This window comes from Oleispirillum naphthae, assembly GCA_027864655.1.
Lineage (GTDB): Bacteria > Pseudomonadota > Alphaproteobacteria > Rhodospirillales > Rhodospirillaceae > Oleispirillum > Oleispirillum naphthae.
The window spans coordinates 77,843-96,106 of sequence record JAQAZG010000009.1 but is presented as its reverse complement, the minus strand read 5'-3'; the positions used below and the strand labels follow the sequence as shown (position 1 = coordinate 96,106).

Below are 18,264 nucleotides of genomic sequence, written 5' to 3'. Positions count from 1 at the left end.
CCGGAAAGGGGGCGGTCCCGCCCCCTCCTTCCCTCCCGGAACTCCCGGGCCTGTAGCTCAATTGGTTAGAGCCGGCCGCTCATAACGGTCTGGTTGCAGGTTCGAGTCCTGCCGGGCCCACCATTCCCCCTCGTTTGCCGGTTCATCGTCAGGTCTCAGGCGGAGCTGCGGAGTGCCGTGGAGGGGGCTTTCCCTCTGGGTGGCGGGATCTGTTGCCTTTCCTCTTCTTTCCGTTGAAAATTCCACCGTTCCGGCAAAGGGGATGGGGGAGGGTTCGCCATGGTTGCGCGGGGGAGCCGCCGCTCGATGCGGCGTGTGGTGTACGACCAGCTAGAAACCGAATCCAGGCGGCAGAAGGGGCTGTCGGCCGCCAACCGGGTTCTGGTGCTGGTCATCCTGTCGAGCATTGTCCTCTATACGCTGGAAACCGAGGTCGCCTTCCGCACCGGGCAAGGCGGCATTTTCGTCTTGTTGAACAACGTGTTCTTGTGGGTTTTCGCGGCCGAATTCGTCTTGAGGCTCTGGTCCGCCGGAGCCGAGGCGCGGTTCGGCGGGCGGGGCGGCCTGTGGGCGTACGTCAAGGCCAATCGCTTCATGCTCGCCGTCGATTTCATCGCCTTCGCGCCGGAGCTTCTGTGTTTTCTTGCCGTGCCGTCGCCGCCGAGCTTTCTGCGGTCTTTCCGCGTCATCCGGCTGTTGAAGATCGCCCGGTATTTTCCGGCATTCCGGCTGGTGCTGGATGCCCTGCGGTCCTGCTACCGGGAACTGCTGGTGGCACTGTCGCTTTCCACGGCGCTCTGGTACCTCTCCTCCGTCGTGCTCTATGCCTGCGAGGGAGAGGCGCAGCCGGAGAAGTTCGGCAGCATCGTGCGCGCCATGTGGTGGGGCGTGGCGACCCTGACCACCGTGGGGTACGGCGACGTGTATCCGGAAACCGCCGTCGGCAAGGTGGCGGCGGGTCTTTTCGCCGTGGTCGGGATCGGCACCGTGGCGCTGCCGAGCGGCATCCTCGCGGGGGCGTTCATCGAGCAGTACCGCACACGGCGCCAGGCGCGTGCCGCCGAGACCGGGAAGAACTAGAACGCTTATCCCAGCACCTCGGCCATCGGCTGGGCGAGGACGCCGCAGCAGGGTTGCGGCGCGCCGTCGTCGCGGAAGTCCTGGGCGTGGTAGAAGGCGTGCGCCGCAGCGGTGCTTTCCAGGGTGAGGCGGGTGCCGACGCTGCGGCGGAACCGGGCCGGATTGCGCACCGGCCAGATCCCGGCGGCATGGCGGACGGCGTCCGGAACTTCCTGCGCAAGCGCGCCGGCCGGGCGGGGTCAGGCCTGCTCCTGGACTTCGCCGGGCCCGGCCGCGGCCGAGGGTTCGACCAGCATCAGGTTGATGCCGGACCGCACCATCTGTTCCTGGACCGCAAGCGGCAGCCCGGTGTCGGTGATGATGCCGTCCAGTTCCTGCAGCTTGATGATGTTGAAGAAGCCGACCTTGCCGTACTTGGTGGAATCCGACACCAGGATCGAACGCTGCGAGGCCCGGACCGCGGCGATCTTGACCGCGATCTTGGATTCGCTCGGCGTGGAGACCCATTCGGAATTCCACGACGACGTGGAGAGGAACGCCAGGTCCAGGTTGAGGCGGCTGATGACGTTGGCGGTGGTTTCCCCGACGCAGGATTTGTTGTCGCGCAGCACCTCGCCGCCGGTGTGGTACAGGCGGCAATCCGAATGCAGCATCAGGTGGGTGACCACCGTGAAATCGTTGCTGATCGCCAGAATCGTGTCGCCAAGCTCGCTCTGCTGGGTCAGAGCCTCGGCGATGGCCAGGCAGGTGGTCCCCGCGTCGAAGTACACCGCCGCGCCGGGACGGATCAGGGACACCGCCTTCCGCGCGATGGCGGTCTTTTCCGCGTACTGCAGGCGGCGCTTTTCCACTTGCGGCAGTTCGAAGGCGATGCGGCCGGTCTTCTGCGCCCCGCCGGAAACCAGGACGGCGTAGCCCTGCCGTTCCAGGGCCTGCATGTCGCGGCGTAACGTCATCTGGGATACGCCCAGATTCTCGGCCATTTCGGCGATGCTGACCATCCCTCTGGCGTCGAGGGCTTCCCGGATTCGCTGCTGTCGTTCGGCTGGAATCATCGATCGCCTCAATGGATGGGAAGGAGTTCCCGAATTTCCGCACCGCTGAGATGGCGCACCCCACCCTGTCCCTGGTGCAGCAGGAAGACCAGCCTTGCGGTTTCCTCCAGTTCTTCGGCGACGTTGACCGCGTCCTCCAGATTTTTCCCCGTGACCACGGGGCCGTGGTTGGCTAGGAGGAAGCACTTGGCTGTGGGGGCCTTCGCCTCCAGAAGTTCGGCCAGCTTCGGGCTGCCGGGTTTGAAATAGGGCAGAAGCGGCAACGGTGCGATCTTCATCACATAGTAGGGCGTGAAGGGGCGAATCACATCCTGTTCGTCTAGCCCGAGAAGACAGGAGAGTGCAACCGCATAGGTGCTGTGCAGGTGGACCACCGCGCCGCAGTCGGGCTTGGCCCGGTAGAGGGCGAGGTGAAAGGCGCTCTCCTTGGTTGGGGAATCGCCCGAAACCAGGGCTCCGTCCAGGCGAATCCGGGACAGCCGGCCCGCATCCAGGCGGCCGAGGCAGGAATTGGTGGGGGTCGTCAGAAAGGTGCCGTCGTCCAGACGGACGGACAGGTTGCCGCCGCTGCCGGCGCTGTATCCCCTGGCGAAGAGCGAGGCCCCCAGGGCCACCATGTGTTCGCGAATGTGTAACTCTGCCATGCTGGCTCCGTGCCGCTGTTTTCATCCGATTCCGGGCCGTGCGCACGGCAGTCGGCCGGAATAAAAAAGAGAAAATCTATATAAATCAATAAATATAATCATTAACCGCACATATCGCGCAGAAATTACAAATGTTACCAACATATACGGAAACAAATATGTAAAATTTACTACGAATTTATTTATTTTTTACTGAAAATCACTTAAAGCAGTATCGATATTTTCCGAATTTATGGCAGATCATACGAAGATGCGCCGGAAATCCTTCGGGGCATTTTTCGCAGGCAGAATAGCATAGAATACGCGGTCGATGCCATCCCTTTTGAAAGGAAATGATAAAAAATGTGAAATTTTTTTATGATACGCTTGCCCATAGGCGGCATTTGCGGTAACTTCTGTGACAAGCCGACATCCAAGCAAAAGGCAGGGACGCCGCAGGCTTCCCGGCGGATCGGCACGGAGGGAGGTCATGTTTCTCGGAGTCATCGCGGACGACTTTACCGGTGCGACGGACATTGCGGGCTTCCTGGTCAACAACGACCTGCCCACGGTCCAGTTGAACGGCGTGTCGAATATCCGCCTGCCGTCCGACGTGCAGGCCGTGGTCGTCTCCCTGAAAAGCCGGTCCTGTCCGGCGGCGGAGGCGGTCTCCCTGTCGGTCGATGCGCTGCGCTATCTCAGGGGCGAAGGCTGTTCCCGCTTCTTCTTCAAGTACTGTTCCACTTTCGACAGCACCGCCGAGGGCAACATCGGTCCGGTGACGGATGCGCTGTTGCGCGAACTCGGCAGCGATTTCACTGTGATCTGCCCCTCGCTGCCGGTGAACGGCCGGACGGTCTATTGCGGCCATCTGTTCGTCAACGGGGTTCCCCTGGACGAATCCGGAATGCGCAACCACCCCTTGAACCCGATGCACGACGCCAACCTGATGCGCCTGATGGAGTCCCAGGCTGCGGGCCGCTGCGGCAACGTGGCCCTTGCCGTGGTCGCCCGCGGGGCGGAGGCGGTGGAAGCCCGCTTCGCCGAACTGCGGCGGGACGGTTTGTCCTATGCGGTGCTGGACGCCCTGACCGACCGGGACCTGGACGTTCTGGCCCAGGCGGTGGCGGATTTGCCCCTGGTGACAGGCGGGTCGGGATTGGGCGGCGCGATCGCCCGCCGGTATGTCCGGGAATCCGGCAAGTCGGCGGCGGACGCCACCGGTCTCGGCCTGCCCCGGGGCGGCCGGGCCGTGGTCCTGTCCGGGTCGTGTTCGGAGATGACCAACCGTCAGGTCGCCCTCTACCGGCAGCAGGCGCCGTTTCATGCGGTTGCCGTAGACCGCTGCATGGAAAATCCCGAAGCCTATGCCGAGGAAACGGCTGCGGCCCTGCTGGCCGCGCCGGCGGCCAAACTGCCGCCCCTGGTGTCGGCGACCGCGGCCCCGGCGGAACTGGCGGCAATCCAGGACCGCTTCGGCGCCGAGGCCTCGCACCGGCAGGTGGAGGCGTTCTTCGCCCACTTGGCCGCGTGCCTGCGCCGCGGCGGCTTCGACCATTTCATCGTTGCAGGCGGCGAGACCGCCAGCGTCATCATCCATGCCTTGAAGGTCACGGGCTTCCATATCGGCCCCCAGATCGCCCCCGGGGTGCCCTGGGTGCGGGCGGTGGACGCGCCGCTGTCGTTTGCCTTGAAATCCGGGAATTTCGGCGACGAGCGGTTCTTCCTGACCGCGGTCGGGGACATTCCCGCGAAACCATGAAGATGTACGGGCGGGCGGGGCCGCCCGCCCGGGGGGGCGACGGTTTGCCTTCGCAGCGGAGGTTGGGCGCGAAAGGCTCCGGGATGCGGAACGTCACGGGCGGCCGGGAACCGGGCCGCAGCCGCGCTTGACCCGGCGGATGCATAGGGAAGGAGAACCCTCGATGAAAGCAGCAGTGGTAACCGGCAAGGAAATCGTCACCATTGAGGACGTGGACGTCCCCACGCCCAAGGACGACGAGGTCCTGATCAAGATCAAGACCGCGGGCGTCTGCGGTTCGGACCTGCACCTGTTCCGGGGGACCCACGCCTTCCGCAAGCCGCCGGCGATTCTCGGTCACGAGATGGCCGGAGATATCGTCAAGGTCGGCAAGGACGTGAAGCGGTTCAAGCTCGGCGACCGGGTGACCGTGGAGCCCCAGGTCGGTTGCGGGACCTGCGAGTTCTGCAAGCAGGGCCTGACGAACCTGTGCGTCGGCAAAAAGGTCCCGGGCACCCCCAGCTGGGTCGGGACCTTCGTCGAATACTTCAACGCGCCGGAACGGACGCTCTACAAGCTGGACGACAAGGTCAGCTACGAGGTCGGGACCCTGATCGAGCCCCTGGCGGTGGCGGTTCATGCCCTGAACCGGGCCGGCAACGCGGCCGAGGACTGCATCGTCATCCTGGGCGCCGGGACGATCGGCCTGCTGTGCCAGGTGGTGGCGCGCGAGGCGGGCTTCAAGACCATCATCACCACCGACACCGCCCCCTTCAACCGGGAGATGTCGGCCAAGCTGGGCGCCACGGCGGTCCTGAACCCGATCGACGAGGACGTGGTGGCCAAGGTCAAGGACCTGACCGGCGGCCGCGGTGCGGATCTGGCCATCGTCGCCGCAGGGGCGGACGGCATCCTGGACCAGGCGTCGGCCTGCGTGCGCAAGCGCGGCGAGATCGGCCTGGTCGCCATGATCACCCACAAGATTCCCTTCTATTGCTACAGCATGGTCTTCAACGAGCAGACCATGTACGGGGCCATGACCTACGAAACCCGCGACTTTGTCAAGGCGGCGGAGATGGTCAACCGGGGCCTGGATCTGTCCGAGTTCGTGACCCAGAAGTTGCCGCTCGAACGCTCGCAGGAGGCACTGGACGTTTTGAGCCAGAAAAAGGAAGACGTCATCAAGGTCGTTGTAACGGTTTGACAAGTTTCGTCAGTCGGGTGTTCCCCGCCGGGGGACATTCCCACCAACAAGGATGGAACAAATGAAAAAATCCCTTGCGTTCATGATGAAGACCGTGGCCTTCTGCGCCGCCATCGGGTTGTCCTGCGGCGGATTCGCGACCGGCAGCCGGGCCGCCGACAAGGTCCTGACCCTCAGGCTGGGCCACATCCAGTCCGAGCAGGACTTCTGGCATCTGGGTTCTCTCAAGTTCAAGCAGGAACTGGAGGCCCGTTCCCACGGCAAGATCACCCTGGCGATCTTCCCCAATTCGACCCTGGGCGGCGACCGCGATCTGGTCGAAGGGATGCAGATGGGTACGGTGGACTTCGGCCTGATCGCCGGGGTGCTGGGGAACTTCGAAAAGAGCATCTCGCTGCTGGAACTGCCCTATCTGTTCAATTCCCAGGAGGAGTTCAACAAGGTCATTCACGGCCAGATCGGCGACGAGATCGCGGCCCGGGTGCTGAAGTCCTCGGGCATCCGCATCATGAACTGGTGGGACCGCGGCCCGCGCGAGGTGACCTCGAACAAGCCGATCAACGGTCTGGCCGACCTGCAAGGCTTGAAGATCCGCGTGCCGGAAATTCCCGCCATGGTGACGGTGTGGCGGGCCCTCGGCGCCAACCCCACCCCGATGGCGTGGAGCGAGGTCTACACCGGCCTGCAGCAGAACGTGATCGAGGCCCAGGAAAACCCGATCCCCTTCATCTACGGCGGCCGGATTCACGAAGTGCAGAAGTATCTGGCCTTCACCGATCACAAGTATGAATACGTGACCATCGCCATGAGCGACGTGCGCTGGAAGGGCCTGACCAAGGAACAGCGCCAGATCGTGACCGAGGCCGCCGCCGCCGCCACCGCCTATGAGAACAAACTGGTCAGCGACAAGACCGCCGAGATTCTCAAGACCATGGAAAAGGAAGGGCTGAAGGTCACCCATCCGGACAAGAAGCCGATCGCCGCCAAGGCCCGCACCGCCCACGAAGGCTATGCGAAGACCGTTGATATCGACCTCTATCAGCGCATTCTCAAGACTCTGGGCAGGTAAGTACCCGACCCGGCGAATCCCCGCCGCACCGCGGAAGCGCGATGCGGCGGGGGGCGCGGGACACCCCCTCGGACGAACGGCGGAGTGCCATCTTGGAGAAGTTCGACGAATTCCTGCAACGCGCCTTGCTGTGGACGTGTGCGGTCCTGATGTTCGCGATGATGACCGTCATCTTTTCCCAGGTGGTCGCCCGCTACGTCCTGCACCAGTCGCTGAGCTGGTCCGAAGAGGTGGGCCGCTATATCTTCGTCTGGATCACCTTCCTCGGCCTTGCCGCCGCCTTCAAGTCCGGCTCGCACGTGGCTCTGGACCTTCTGGCCAAGGCGTTGAAGGGCGTGCCCTACCGCATCGTCGCCCTGATCGACGCTCTGCTGATCGTCCTGCTGGCCGCGGCCCTGTCGATCAGCGGCATCAAGCTGTTGCAGTTCGGTCTGCACCAGGAAAGTCCGGCACTCAAGATTCCCATGTACTACGTCTATCTCGTCGAACCGATCAGCGGCCTGATTTTCCTGTATTTCGCCATTCGCGCGTTGTGGACCTGCGCCCTTGGAAACGAGGAGGGATAGGACCATGCTGACCCTGATCCTGTTCGGCGGCTTCGCCATCCTGCTGTTCCTGGGGCTGCCGGTCGGCTTCGGCCTCGCCCTCGCTTCCCTCGGGGCCATCGCCTACAGCGGCTATCCCCTGGCGCTGTTCGGCCAGCGGATGTTCACGGCGGTGGATTCCTTTCCCCTGATGGCCATCCCCCTGTTCATGCTGGCCGGTTCGCTGATGAGCCACGGCGGCATCACCCGCCGGATCATCGACTTCACCCTGTCCTTCGTCGGCAACATCCGCGGCAGCCTGGGCCACGTGGTGGCCTTGAGCGGCGTCATCATGGGCGGCATTTCCGGGTCCGGCGTCGCCGACGTCGCCGCCCTGGGATCCGTGATGATCCCGGAAATGCGGAAGCGGAAGTACGAGGACGGATTCTCCGCCGCCCTGGTCGCCTGTTCGGGCAGCATCGGCCTGATCATTCCGCCCAGCATCGCCATCATCATCTACGGCGTCACCACCCAGTCTTCCATCGGCGACCTGTTCCTGGCCGCGATCGCCCCCGGCGTGCTGATCGGCCTGGGCTTTCTGGCTTATTCCTACGCCTTCGCCGTCAAGCGGGGATACCCGATCGAGGGCCGCGTCGGCGGGGCGGAGAAATGGCGCCGCTTCAAGGATGCGGCCTGGGCCCTGGCCATGCCGATCATCATCATCGGCGGCATTCGCTGCGGCGTCTTCACCGCCACCGAGGGCGGCGCCGTCGTCGCGGTCTACGCCCTGTTCGTCGGCGTCTGCGTCTATCGGGAAATCACCCTGCGCAACCTCCCGGAGATCTGCATGGAGGCCGCGATCGGGACCGCGATCATCGGCACGATCATCGCCGCGACCTCGCTGTTCGGCTGGCTTCTCGCCAGCGAGCAGATTCCCCAACAGATCACCCAGGCGCTGTTGGCAGTCACCGACAACAAATATCTGCTGCTGTTGCTGATCAACCTGCTGCTGCTGGTCACCGGCATGTTCATCGACAGCGGCCCCGCGATCATGCTGCTGGCGCCGATCCTGGTGCCGGTGGCGGTGGACCTGCACGTGGACGTGGTCCAGTTCGGGCTGCTGATGGTGATCAACCTGACCATCGGCCTGCTGACGCCCCCGGTGGGCACGGCGATGTACGTGGCCAGCAACATCTCGGGCGTACCGATGCTCAGGCTGACCCGGTCCCTGCTGCCCTTCTGGGCGGTGATGATCGCGGTGCTGATGCTGGTCACCTACGTTCCCGGCTTCACCACCTGGGCGGTGTCCCACTGAGGCCCGCCCACCCTTCGCGGAGCCGTCCGCCTCACTGGTCCACCACGCCGCCGTCGAGGTGGCGGCGCATGCTCACTGCGCGGGTGATCGGCGGGCGGATTTCCTCCGCGTCGTCGCGCAGGGTGACGCCCAGTCCGGGAGCCTCGGGGCGCAGGAGGAATCCCGTCTCGATGGTCAGATCGCCGTCCACGACGTTGCGCCCCAGAAGCTGGGGGGTGCTCTCGAAGACATAGTTGTCGTAGCCGGTCGGGCATTCCTGAATCGCGACGTTGGCGCGCGAGAAGCCGACGGCGGCGCAGGCGGCGAGCCCGATCGGCGAGATCGGGTTGTGCGGCGCGATCTGGACGTCGTTGGCCTCGGCGATGGCGGCGATTTTCAGCGCGGCGGTGATGCCGCCGCAGATTCCCACCGAGACCCGGGCGAACGACATGGCGCGGCGTTCGATCGCCATCTTGAACTGGTAGATGTTGAAGTAGCGTTCGCCGGTCGCGATCGGCACCGGCGATTTTTTCGCCACTTCGGCCATGCCGTCGATGTTTTCGGGGCGGATCGGGTCTTCCAGCCAGCCGGGGCGGTAGCCCTCGACGGCCTGGGCGAAGCTGACCGCTTCCGCCGGCGTGAGGCGGCGGTGGAGTTCGAGCATCAGGTCCACTTTGGGACCCACCGCATCACGCACCCGCCGCACCGTCTCGAGACCCATGTCGATCAGCCCCGCGTGGCCGAGGAAATAGGGCCGGTCCTCCGGCTCGTCGAGGAAGGGGTTGAAGTGGCCGATGGCGGTGTATCCCTCCGCCGCCTTTTCCGCCGCATAGGCGACCACGTCGTCCAGGGTCCCGGCGTAGACGTGGGCGTAGGTGCGGAGCCTGTCGCGCACCGCGCCGCCGAGGAGCTGGTAAAGCGGCACGCCGTAGTGCTTGGCCTGGATGTCCCACAAGGCGATGTCGATTGCCGAGATCGCGCCGCCCACCGCCGCGCCGTTGAAGTGGGCGAAGCGGTGCATGATCTGCCAGTGGCGTTCTATGGTCCGCGGGTCCTTGCCGATCAGGTAGTCGCAGTATTTCCGCAACGCCGCCTCGGAGGCCTCCAGGTGTCCCCAGGCGCCGCTTTCTCCGTAACCCGTGATGCCGCCGTCGGTGACGATCTCGGCGAACAGGAACTGACCGACACGGCGGGGGCGGGCGCTTTCTATCTTCATTTGGGGTCCCCTCTCAGTAAAGTCCGAATGCGTGCGGCAGGGCCGTCACCAATTCGGGAATCAGAATCAGCGTGGAAATCAGGCCGATGGCGATGATGACGTAAGGCACGCTGACCTTGAACAGCGTGCCGATCGGTACGATCGCCACCTTCTTGAGGGCGTAAAGGACCATCCCCACCGGAGGGGTGAGCAGGCCGACGGTCAGCGTCAGCGCCATCACCACGCCGAAGTGGATCATGTCGAGTCCGACCCGATCGGCGATCGGCATCAGGATCGGGGTGAGGATGATGATCGCCGGGGTCTGGGCCATGAAACATCCGACCAGCAGCCAGACGATCATCAGCAGGAACAGCACCACGGTGGGGTTTTCGGAGATGCCGGCGATCAGCCCGACCAGCGCCTGAGGCAGGCCGAGGCGCAGCATGATCACGCCGAAGGCCGAGGTCATCGCGATGATGAACATCAAGGTGGCGGTGTCGAGCGCGGTGCCTTTCAATTGTTCGAGCAGCGCCCGCCAGGTGAGTTCGCGGTAGACGAACTTGGTGAGGCAGAAGGCGTAGAGCACCGCGATCGCCGCCGCCTCGGTCGGCGTGAAGACGCCGCCGTAGATGCCGGCGAGGATGATCCCCGGGGTGAGTATCGGCAACAGCGCGTGTGCCGCCTTGCGTCCGATCTCGCCGAGCGCGGGCCAGTCGCCCGTGGGGAGGCGCAGGCGGGAGGCTCGGTAGGCGACCCACGCCATGAAGCAGAGCGCGAGGAGGATGCCGGGGACGATGGTGGCGAGGAACAGCGTCGCCACCGACTGCTCCGCCTGTACCGCGTAGGCGATCAGCACGATCGAGGGCGGGATGTTGGGGCCGAGCAGCGAGGAGGCGGCGGTGACTCCCGCCGAGAATCCTTCCGGATAGCCGTTGCTGCGCATCGCCTTCATCTCGATCGCGCCCAGGCCCACCACATCCGCCGTCGCCGAGCCCGACATTCCGGCGAAGACGAAACTGGCGAGCACGTTGGCGTGCCCGAGGCCGCCGCGCAGCGGCTGCACCAGGGCGGCGATGAAGTCGAACAGCCTGAGCGTCACGCCGCCGGTGTTCATCAGCCGCCCGGCGAGGATGAAGAACGGGATCGCGAGCAGCAGGAAGTTGTCGATGCGGTCGATGGAGAAGCGGCTGATCATCATCGGCACGCGGCTGCCGAGCGGATCGCCGAACAGGGAAAGGCCGCCGATGATCGAGGCGAGGCCCGCCGCCGGACCGAGCATCAACCCGGCAAGGATCAGGCCGACGAGGGCGAGAGTGAGAAAAATCGGCAGCATCAGGTATCATCCCCCACTTCGCGCGGGATGTAGACCCAGGGATCCCGCCAGGTGATCACGATCAGCAGGGCGAAGCAGGCAAGAGAGGCCGCCTGTATCGCATAGACCACCGCCACCGGGACGGTGGGCAGGGCGATCAGGGTCATCTCCCATGTCGCGCCGATCTGCAGGAACGCTCCGGCCGCGAGGTAGGCGATGACCGCGGCCGAGACCGCCTTGAGGCCGATCACGTACCCGGTGAACAGCGGTTCCGGCAGCTTGGCGACGAAGAAATCGACGACGATCTGCTCGGCTTTGAGGTAGGCGGGGGGCAGCCCGGCATAGACCGCGCAGACGAGGGCGAGCCGCGAGACCTCCTCGGTCCATGCGAGGGGAAACGCGAGGAGGTAGCGGAAGGCGATCTGGCAGAGCACGGTCAGCACCGTGACCAACAGCAGAACCACCGAGATCGCCATCCAGACCGTGCCGAGAGCCTCGGCAAAGCGGCGCAGGGGAGAGGTCATTTTCGTGCCCGCCTTAAGGCTTGGCGGCGAATGTATCGACCTCGTCGAGCAGACCGGCCCGGCAGTTGGCCGCAGCATAGGCGGCGAGGACCGGACGCGCCTGCTTGCGGAAGGCGGCGACGTCGGGCGTGATGAACGTGGCCTTGCCGCTTTTCTCGATCGCCGCGCGGACCCGCGCGTCCTCCTTCGCGACCGCCTCGTAGAGCCAGTCCATCGCCTGGGAGAGGGTGTTGTCGAAGGCGGCGCGGTCCTTGCCGAGGCCCTGGTAGAACTTGCTGTTCACCAGAACGAGGTTGTAGGTCCAGACGTGGTTGGTCATGCTGATGTACTTCTGCACTTCGTGGAAGCGCAGGCTGTAAATCGTCGAGAGCGGGTTCTCCTGTCCGTCGAACACGCCCTGGCGCAGTGCGCCGTACAGTTCGGAAAGCGGCAGGGGGGCGGGCTGTGCGCCATAGGCCGAAAACACCCGCGCACGGAGGTCGTTGGTGACGCGGAACTTCAGGCCTTGCAGGTCCGAGGGTTCGCGGATCGGCTTGTCGGCGGTGATCTCGCGGCCGCCGCGGCGGCCGACGGCGGCGATCTCGATGCCGTATTTCGCCTTCATCGCATCGGAGGCGGCATGGCCGATCGACCCGCGCCAGACGCGGAAGCCCTGGTCTTCGCTTTCGTAGATGTATTCCGCTTCCAGGCACTGGTATTGCGGCGCGACGTGCTGCATCACCACCGGAGAGGACAGGTCGATGTCGATCTCGCCGGAGGAGAGCTGCTGCAACAATTCCCGGTCGCCGCCCAGGGTGCCGCCGGGGATGACATTGATGGAGAGGCGGCCCTCGGTCGCCTTGCTCAACAGGGCGTTCCATTTTTCCATCGCCTGCGTGCTGATGTCGCGCGCGCCGTAGACGGTGGCGACGGTGACTGGGCGCGCTTCGGCCGCGTGCACGGCGGCGAGGCCGACAAGGGCGGCAGTGGCGCCGATCAGAATCTGCTTCAACGCTGTCATGGTTGTTGCTCCCGTGTTTTTTCGTGGAACTCGGAGACTCAACGCGAGGGGGAGTGGTGGAGGGCCTGGAGGGCGAGGTGCTCCTCCATCCGCGCCCGTGCCGCCTTGGGGTCGTGCGCGGCGAGCGCCTCGAAGATCGCCCAATGCTGCTCGCTGCGCTCGACGGCGGGGCGCGGCATGAATCCGGCTTTCTCCCACGTGGCGCGGAAATAGCGGTGCGCCTCGTCCTGGACCGCGGCGAGGTAGAGATTTCCCGTGGCCTTGGCGATCATGGCTTCGAAGGTGAGGTCGATGGAGTGGGAGAGCTTGGTGCGGCGGGGCTCGGCGTCCATCTTCTCGAGGAAGACGCGAATCTCCTCGAGGTCCTCGTCGGAGATCGTCGCGGCGGCAATCTCCGTGACCGCGACGTCGAGGACGCGGCGCGTTTCGGTCGCCTGCTTGAGCAGGTCGAGCCGTTCCTCCGAGCCGACGAGCGAAGGATCGAGAAGGACGAGGCGCTGCGGTTCCTTGACGAAACTGCCCGCGCCCTGGCGCGCTTCGATGATGCCGAGGCCGGCCAGCAGCTTCAGTCCCTCGCGCACCGCGCCGCGCCCGACGTTCAAGGCGACGGCCAGCTCGCGTTCGGTGGGCAGCCGGTCGCCCTCGCGCAGGCGGCGGGTGGCGATCAGATGCTGGATCTGCCGCGCCACTTCGCCGGAGATCTGGCGGCGCGCGATGGGGGTGAAGTCGAGAGTCTGCGTATCGATGTCGGTCATGGTATCATCGGGTTGTCGGACCAATTTGCCGGTCCATGCTTGAATACTCCGGCGGGAATGTCAACCGGAAGTTTTCCGCGATGGCTTGTCCCGGAAAAGAAGACCTCCGTCTTCGGGATTTCCACCTGCCCGTGTTTTGTTGCGGCGGAGCATACCCATATACGAAAACATGATCGACGTGAGGCAATCCTCCGGTCCGGCGCGCCGCAGTCCGGCGTCTCTTCCGGGCGCTTGGGCGCGGCGTTGCCGCATCGCCCCGGCATCGCGCGGATGGTTTCCGAAACCGGAGCCGCACGTCCTTCTCGGGCGGCGGGGCGGAGGCGCAGGCTTCCGCCGCGCCCCCCTGTAGTGCGGATCGTCATGCATAACGCGTAAAGCTAGGGAGGATAGATCGCATGAACAGGAAATGGGGTGTGTTGAGCGGCCTGATCGCCGCTGCCCTGGTGGCCGGAGGCGCGCAGGCGGCGCTGGCCAAGGACTGGAAACCGCAGCGGCCGATCGAGATCATCGCTCCGGCGGGTCCGGGCGGCGGCTGGGATCTCCTGTCCCGCACCGTGCAGAAGGCGCTGACCGAGGAGAAACTGGTCGATAGGCCGATCATCGTCACCAACAAGCCGGGCGGCGGCGGCGCCGCGGGCTGGACCTACCTCAAGGGCAAAGAGGGGCAGGGCGAGTTCCTCGCCGCCACCTCGCCGCTGATTCTGCAGAACAACCTTCTCGGCAAGAGTCCGCTCACCTTCCACGATTTCTTCCCCCTCGCCGCCCTGATGGCGGAATGGGAAGTGGTGGCGGTGAAGGCGGATTCCCCCTGGAAGGACGGCAAGGCGTTCTTCGAGGCGATGAAGAAGGACCCGTCGAGCATGCACATCGGCGTCGGCCCGGCGCTCGGCAACGACGACCACATCCAGTTCCTCACCCTGACCAAGGAATTCGGCGCGGACCCGAAGGCGGTGAAGTTCGTGGTCTATCCGAAGACCGCTTCGGAGCAGATTCCGGCGCTTCTCGGCGGCCACATCCAGGCGATCACGATCAGCCTGGCGGAAACCCTGGAGCAGGTGAAGGCGGGCAAGATCCGCCTCCTCGGGGTGAGCTCGCCCGAGCGCGTGCCCGCCATCCCCGAGGTGCCGACCTGGAAGGAACAGGGCGTGGACTTCGTGTTCCCGCACTGGCGCGGCCTGATCGCCGCTCCGGGTCTCTCGGCGGAGCAGAAGAAGTTCTGGAACGACACCATCGCCAAGATGGTGAAGACCCCGACCTGGAAGAAGTCGCTCGAAACCCTGGAGTGGGATTCGTTCTACCAGAACGCCGCGGCGCACGAGGCCTTCCTCGGCAAGCAGGACGTCCTGATGCGGGATAGCCTGAAGAGCGTCGGCCTGATCAAGTAGGTCCCCGTTTTTCCGACTTCCGGCCGGTGCGGAACGCGGCGCGACGCCCTTTCCGCACCGGCGTTCCGAACCGATGGAGCGATGGGGATGACCAAGAATAGGACGGCCGGCATTCTTGCCGTGGTTCTGGGGGTGTTCTATCTGGCCGGGGCGTTCGCCGTCCCGGTGTTCGATGCGGGCGACCAGGTCGGTCCGCGCGCGTTTCCGTTTCTCATTGCGGCGCTGGTGATCGGTTGCGGCGCGGCGCTGCTGGTCCGGGATTTCCGCAGCGCCGAGCGCAAGCCCTTCTCCTGGGGGTTCGCCGTGGACCGCGTGGTGTGGGGGCGCATCCTGCTGACCATGGCGGCGGGCATCGCCTACGGCCTGGTGCTCGACGACCTCGGCTATCTCATCGCCACCTTCCTGTTCATGATCCTCGTGTCTTCGCTGATCAACGTCGGGCGTCACGTGCAGAACCTCACCATCGCCGTGCTGTTCTCGGTGGTGACCTTCGTGTCCTTCGCGCTGATCCTGAAGCTCAGCCTGCCGCGCGGCATTCTCGGCGCGGTTCTTCCCTTCTGACGGAGATGCGACCATGGACGCGGTGTTCCACAATCTGCTTCTCGGCCTCGACCTGGCGCTGACCCCGACGAACGTGCTCTGGGTGTTCATCGGCGGCCTGATGGGCACGGTGATCGGCATGCTGCCCGGTCTCGGCCCGGCCACCGGCGTGGCGATTCTCATTCCCATCACCTACGGCATGAACCCGGCGACCGCGCTGATCACCATGTGCGCCATCTACTACGGCGCGATGTTCGGCGGTTCGCGCGCCGCGATCATGATCAACACCCCCGGCGACGCCTCGGCCATCGTCTCGTGCTTCGACGGCTACCCGATGGCGAAGAGCGGCCGCGCCGGCAGCGCGCTCGCCGTCTCGGCGATCGCCTCGTTCGTCGGCGGCATCGTCGGGATGATCTGCCTCACCTTCTTCACCGCGCCGGTGGCGGCGATGGCGCTGCAATTCGGCCCGGCGGAGAAGTTCTCGCTGATGCTGTTCGCGCTGACCGCGACGATCACCCTGTCGGAGGGCAGCGTCCTCAAGGGGTTCATCGCCATGGGCATGGGCTTCATGCTCTCCACCATCGGCATCGACGGGCAGTCCGGCGCGATCCGCTTCACCATGGGGATTTCCGAACTGCAGGACGGCATCGACTTCCTGGTGATGATGATCGGCCTCTACGCGGTGGCCGAGGTGTTCAAGAACTACAAGGCCATCGACGTGCGCTACGACGTGGACGCCAAGAGCATCGGCCGGGTGTGGCTGTCCTGGGCGGAGTTCAAGGCGACGATCATGCCGATGCTGCGCAACAGCCCGCTCGGCTTCTGCGTCGGCGTGCTGCCCGGCGCGGGCGGCACCATCGCCACCTTCCTCGCCTATGCGGTGGAGAAATCGGTGAGCAAGAAGCCGGAAACCTTCGGCAAGGGCGCGATCGAAGGTCTCGCCGGGCCGGAGGCGGCGAACAACGCCTGCTCCTGCGGCGCGCTGGTGCCGCTTCTCACCCTGGGCATTCCCGGCTCCGGCACCACCGCGGTGATGCTCGGCGCGCTGATGATGCTCGGCGTGCGCCCCGGCCCCGTCCTCTTCGAGCAGCATCCGGAAATCGCCTGGGGCGTCATCGCCTCGATGCTGGTGGGCAACGTCATCCTGCTGATGATCAACCTGCCGCTGGCGGTGCCGCTGGTGCGCCTGCTGAAGATTCCGCAGCGCATCATGCTGCCCTTGATCCTCGGCATGGGCTACATGGGCACCTATTTCCTCAACTACAGCGCCTTCGACTTCATCCTGGTGTCGGTGTGCGCGCTCGGCGGCTACATGCTGGTGAAGCTGGAGATTCCGATCCCGCCGCTGGTGCTGGCGCTGATCCTCGGCGCGATGACGGAGCAGTCGTTCCGCAACGCGCTCACCATCGCAAACGGCTCCTTCGGCATCTTCTACGAGAAGCCGATCTCGCTCGCCTTCCTCGTGCTCGCCGCGGTTTCGCTGGTCTATGCGCTGCGGAAGCACAAGAAGATCGTGCAGATGCGGGACTGAGGCCCGGCGCTAGCGGCGCACCGGACGCGGCGCGCCGGGGCGCGTCATCGCAACGGCATCGACCAGGCGGTCGTAGTCTTCGGCGGAGAGCAGGCCGAGTTCGGCCGCCGCCTGGCGCGGCGTGATGTTTTCGGCTACGGCGCGGGCGGTGATCTGCGCCACCCGGTCGTAGCCGAGCACGGGGTTGAGCGCGGTGGCGAGCAGCAGCGCGTTCGCCACGTTGGCGGCGAGGCGCTCGCGGTTGACGTCGAGGCCGCGCACCAGCTTTTCGGTGAAGACGCGCATGCCGTCGGCGAGGATGCGCACCGATTGCAGCAGGGCGTGGATCAGCACCGGCTTCGCGACGTTGAGCTCGAAGGTGCCCGCGGCGCCCGCCATGGTGATCGCGGTGTGGTTGCCGATCGCCAGGAAGGCGGTCTGCGCCACCACCTCGGCGATCGTCGGGTTGCGCTTGCCGGGCATGATCGACGAGGTGAGGCCGTCGTCGGGGACGACGAACTCGGCGAGGCCGCAGCGCGGGCCGGAGCCGAGCAGGCGGATGTCGTTGGCGATCTTGATCAGCGACACCGCGAGCACCTGCATCGCGCCCGACGCCTCCACCAGCGCATCGTGCGCGCCCATGCCTTCGAACTTGCTGGGATTGGGGAGGAAGGGCTGGCCGGTGAGCGCGGCGGCCTCCTCGCAGAACAGGCGGTCGAATCCCTCCGGCGCGTTGAGGCCGGAACCCACCGCGGTGCCGCCCTGCGGCAGCAGGCGGAGGCGCGGCAGCGCCGCCTCGAGGCGCGCGACGTCCGCCGCGATCATCCGGGCGAAGGCGTCGAGCCCCTGGCCCACGGTCATCGGCACCGCATCCATCAGATGGGTGCGGCCGATCTTCACCACGTCGGCGAACTCTTCCGCCTTGGCGGCGAACGCGGCGGACAGCGCGCGCGCCGCAGGCAGCAGACGGCCGTCGATCTCGAGCGCCGCGGCAAGGTGCATCACCGTGGGAAAGCTGTCGTTGGAGGATTGCGAGGCGTTGACGTGGTCGTTGGGGTGGACCGGCGACTTGGTGCCGAGGGGCCGGCCGAGCAGTTCGTTGGCGCGGTTGGCGATGACCTCGTTGGCGGTCATGTTGGTCTGGGTGCCGGAACCGGTCTGCCAGACGGTGAGCGGGAAGTGGTCGTCGAAGCGGCCCTCCCGCACCTCGCGCGCGGCGGTCTCGATCGCCTGTGCGAGGTCGGGGGGCAGCACGCCGAGGCGCAGGTTGGCCCGCGCCGCGGCGATTTTCTGTAGGCCGACGGCATGGATCAGACAGGCGGGGAAGCGTTCCTCCCCGACCTCGAACACGGCGAGGGCGCGCTGGGTTTGCGCCCCCCAGTAGCGCCCGGCGGGAATCTCCACCGGGCCGAAGGCGTCGCGTTCGATGCGAAAGGTCCCCGTCATCCGATCC

18 protein-coding genes and 1 tRNA gene are annotated in these 18,264 nt (G+C 65.5%); 10 read left to right on the top strand and 9 right to left on the bottom strand.

The window, feature by feature from the left end; translation table 11 throughout:
• Positions 1-46: 46 nt before the first annotated feature.
• Both O7R11_RS11040 and O7R11_RS11035 read left to right on the top strand, forming a co-directional pair.
• A tRNA-Ile gene (locus O7R11_RS11040) sits at positions 47-123 on the top strand.
• 183 nt (positions 124-306) lie between these two features.
• Positions 307-1,080 (top strand): ion transporter, encoded by a 774-nt coding sequence (locus O7R11_RS11035; RefSeq protein WP_337997575.1) that lies wholly within the window; start codon positions 307-309, stop codon positions 1,078-1,080.
• A gap of 5 nt (positions 1,081-1,085) precedes the next feature.
• Here O7R11_RS11035 and O7R11_RS11030 read toward each other — a convergent pair whose 3' ends face one another.
• From O7R11_RS11030 to otnC, 3 genes are all read right to left on the bottom strand, one after another.
• On the bottom strand, positions 1,086-1,250 hold the full coding sequence (locus O7R11_RS11030; RefSeq protein WP_337997574.1) for a hypothetical protein: 165 nt from the start codon (positions 1,248-1,250) through the stop codon (positions 1,086-1,088).
• A gap of 69 nt (positions 1,251-1,319) precedes the next feature.
• Positions 1,320-2,135, bottom strand: coding sequence for a DeoR/GlpR family DNA-binding transcription regulator (locus O7R11_RS11025; protein ID WP_337997573.1), 816 nt, complete (start codon positions 2,133-2,135; stop codon positions 1,320-1,322).
• 8 nt (positions 2,136-2,143) lie between these two features.
• Complete coding sequence (gene otnC / locus O7R11_RS11020; protein ID WP_337997572.1) at positions 2,144-2,779, bottom strand: 3-oxo-tetronate 4-phosphate decarboxylase; 636 nt, start codon at positions 2,777-2,779, stop codon at positions 2,144-2,146.
• 469 nt (positions 2,780-3,248) lie between these two features.
• Between otnC and otnK the strand changes: the two genes are divergently transcribed.
• The 5 genes from otnK to O7R11_RS10995 all read left to right on the top strand — a co-directional run bounded on the left by otnK (position 3,249) and on the right by O7R11_RS10995 (position 8,611).
• A complete protein-coding gene (gene otnK, locus O7R11_RS11015; RefSeq protein ID WP_337997571.1) occupies positions 3,249-4,520 on the top strand; it encodes a 3-oxo-tetronate kinase in 1,272 nt (423 codons plus the stop codon).
• Positions 4,521-4,683: 163 nt separating this feature from the next.
• Positions 4,684-5,703 (top strand): zinc-dependent alcohol dehydrogenase, encoded by a 1,020-nt coding sequence (locus O7R11_RS11010; RefSeq protein WP_337997570.1) that lies wholly within the window; start codon positions 4,684-4,686, stop codon positions 5,701-5,703.
• Positions 5,704-5,764: 61 nt separating this feature from the next.
• Positions 5,765-6,772, top strand: a complete 1,008-nt coding sequence (locus O7R11_RS11005; protein ID WP_337997569.1) for a TRAP transporter substrate-binding protein — start codon at positions 5,765-5,767, stop codon at positions 6,770-6,772.
• Positions 6,773-6,864: 92 nt separating this feature from the next.
• Complete coding sequence (locus O7R11_RS11000; RefSeq protein ID WP_337997568.1) at positions 6,865-7,338, top strand: TRAP transporter small permease; 474 nt, start codon at positions 6,865-6,867, stop codon at positions 7,336-7,338.
• 4 nt (positions 7,339-7,342) lie between these two features.
• Positions 7,343-8,611 carry a TRAP transporter large permease gene (locus tag O7R11_RS10995; protein ID WP_337997567.1) on the top strand — a complete coding sequence of 423 codons (1,269 nt, stop codon included), beginning with the start codon at positions 7,343-7,345 and terminating at the stop codon, positions 8,609-8,611.
• Positions 8,612-8,642: 31 nt separating this feature from the next.
• On the opposite strand, the gene O7R11_RS10990 is transcribed toward O7R11_RS10995, so the two are convergent.
• Genes O7R11_RS10990 through O7R11_RS10970 form a run of 5 tightly spaced genes read right to left on the bottom strand, consistent with a single transcriptional unit; the run spans position 8,643 to position 13,376 of the window.
• Positions 8,643-9,806: a mandelate racemase/muconate lactonizing enzyme family protein gene (locus O7R11_RS10990; protein ID WP_337997566.1), complete on the bottom strand. Its 1,164-nt coding sequence runs from the start codon at positions 9,804-9,806 to the stop codon at positions 8,643-8,645.
• Between the two features lie 13 nt (positions 9,807-9,819).
• Positions 9,820-11,118, bottom strand: coding sequence for a TRAP transporter large permease (locus tag O7R11_RS10985; protein WP_337997565.1), 1,299 nt, complete (start codon positions 11,116-11,118; stop codon positions 9,820-9,822).
• On the bottom strand, positions 11,118-11,621 hold the full coding sequence (locus O7R11_RS10980) for a TRAP transporter small permease (RefSeq protein ID WP_337997564.1): 504 nt from the start codon (positions 11,619-11,621) through the stop codon (positions 11,118-11,120). Before O7R11_RS10980 ends, O7R11_RS10985 begins: the two co-directional genes overlap by 1 nt.
• 13 nt (positions 11,622-11,634) lie before the next feature.
• The gene (locus O7R11_RS10975) at positions 11,635-12,621 is read right to left on the bottom strand and encodes a TRAP transporter substrate-binding protein (RefSeq protein ID WP_337997563.1); all 987 of its coding nucleotides are present in this window, start codon (positions 12,619-12,621) and stop codon (positions 11,635-11,637) included.
• A 38-nt stretch (positions 12,622-12,659) separates the two neighbouring features.
• Positions 12,660-13,376, bottom strand: coding sequence for a FadR/GntR family transcriptional regulator (locus O7R11_RS10970; RefSeq protein WP_337997562.1), 717 nt, complete (start codon positions 13,374-13,376; stop codon positions 12,660-12,662).
• Between the two features lie 395 nt (positions 13,377-13,771).
• Here O7R11_RS10970 and O7R11_RS10965 point away from each other — a divergent pair, with 395 nt between their 5' ends.
• From O7R11_RS10965 to O7R11_RS10955, 3 genes are all read left to right on the top strand, one after another.
• On the top strand, positions 13,772-14,761 hold the full coding sequence (locus O7R11_RS10965) for a Bug family tripartite tricarboxylate transporter substrate binding protein (protein ID WP_337997561.1): 990 nt from the start codon (positions 13,772-13,774) through the stop codon (positions 14,759-14,761).
• 87 nt (positions 14,762-14,848) lie between these two features.
• Entirely contained in the window at positions 14,849-15,322 is a 474-nt protein-coding gene (locus O7R11_RS10960) for a tripartite tricarboxylate transporter TctB family protein (RefSeq protein WP_337997560.1), read from the top strand.
• Between the two features lie 13 nt (positions 15,323-15,335).
• Positions 15,336-16,832, top strand: coding sequence for a tripartite tricarboxylate transporter permease (locus O7R11_RS10955; RefSeq protein WP_337997559.1), 1,497 nt, complete (start codon positions 15,336-15,338; stop codon positions 16,830-16,832).
• Positions 16,833-16,841: 9 nt separating this feature from the next.
• Here the strand turns inward: O7R11_RS10955 and O7R11_RS10950 are convergent, their stop codons facing one another.
• Positions 16,842-18,257, bottom strand: coding sequence for a class II fumarate hydratase (locus O7R11_RS10950; RefSeq protein WP_337997558.1), 1,416 nt, complete (start codon positions 18,255-18,257; stop codon positions 16,842-16,844).
• Positions 18,258-18,264: the final 7 nt, after the last annotated feature.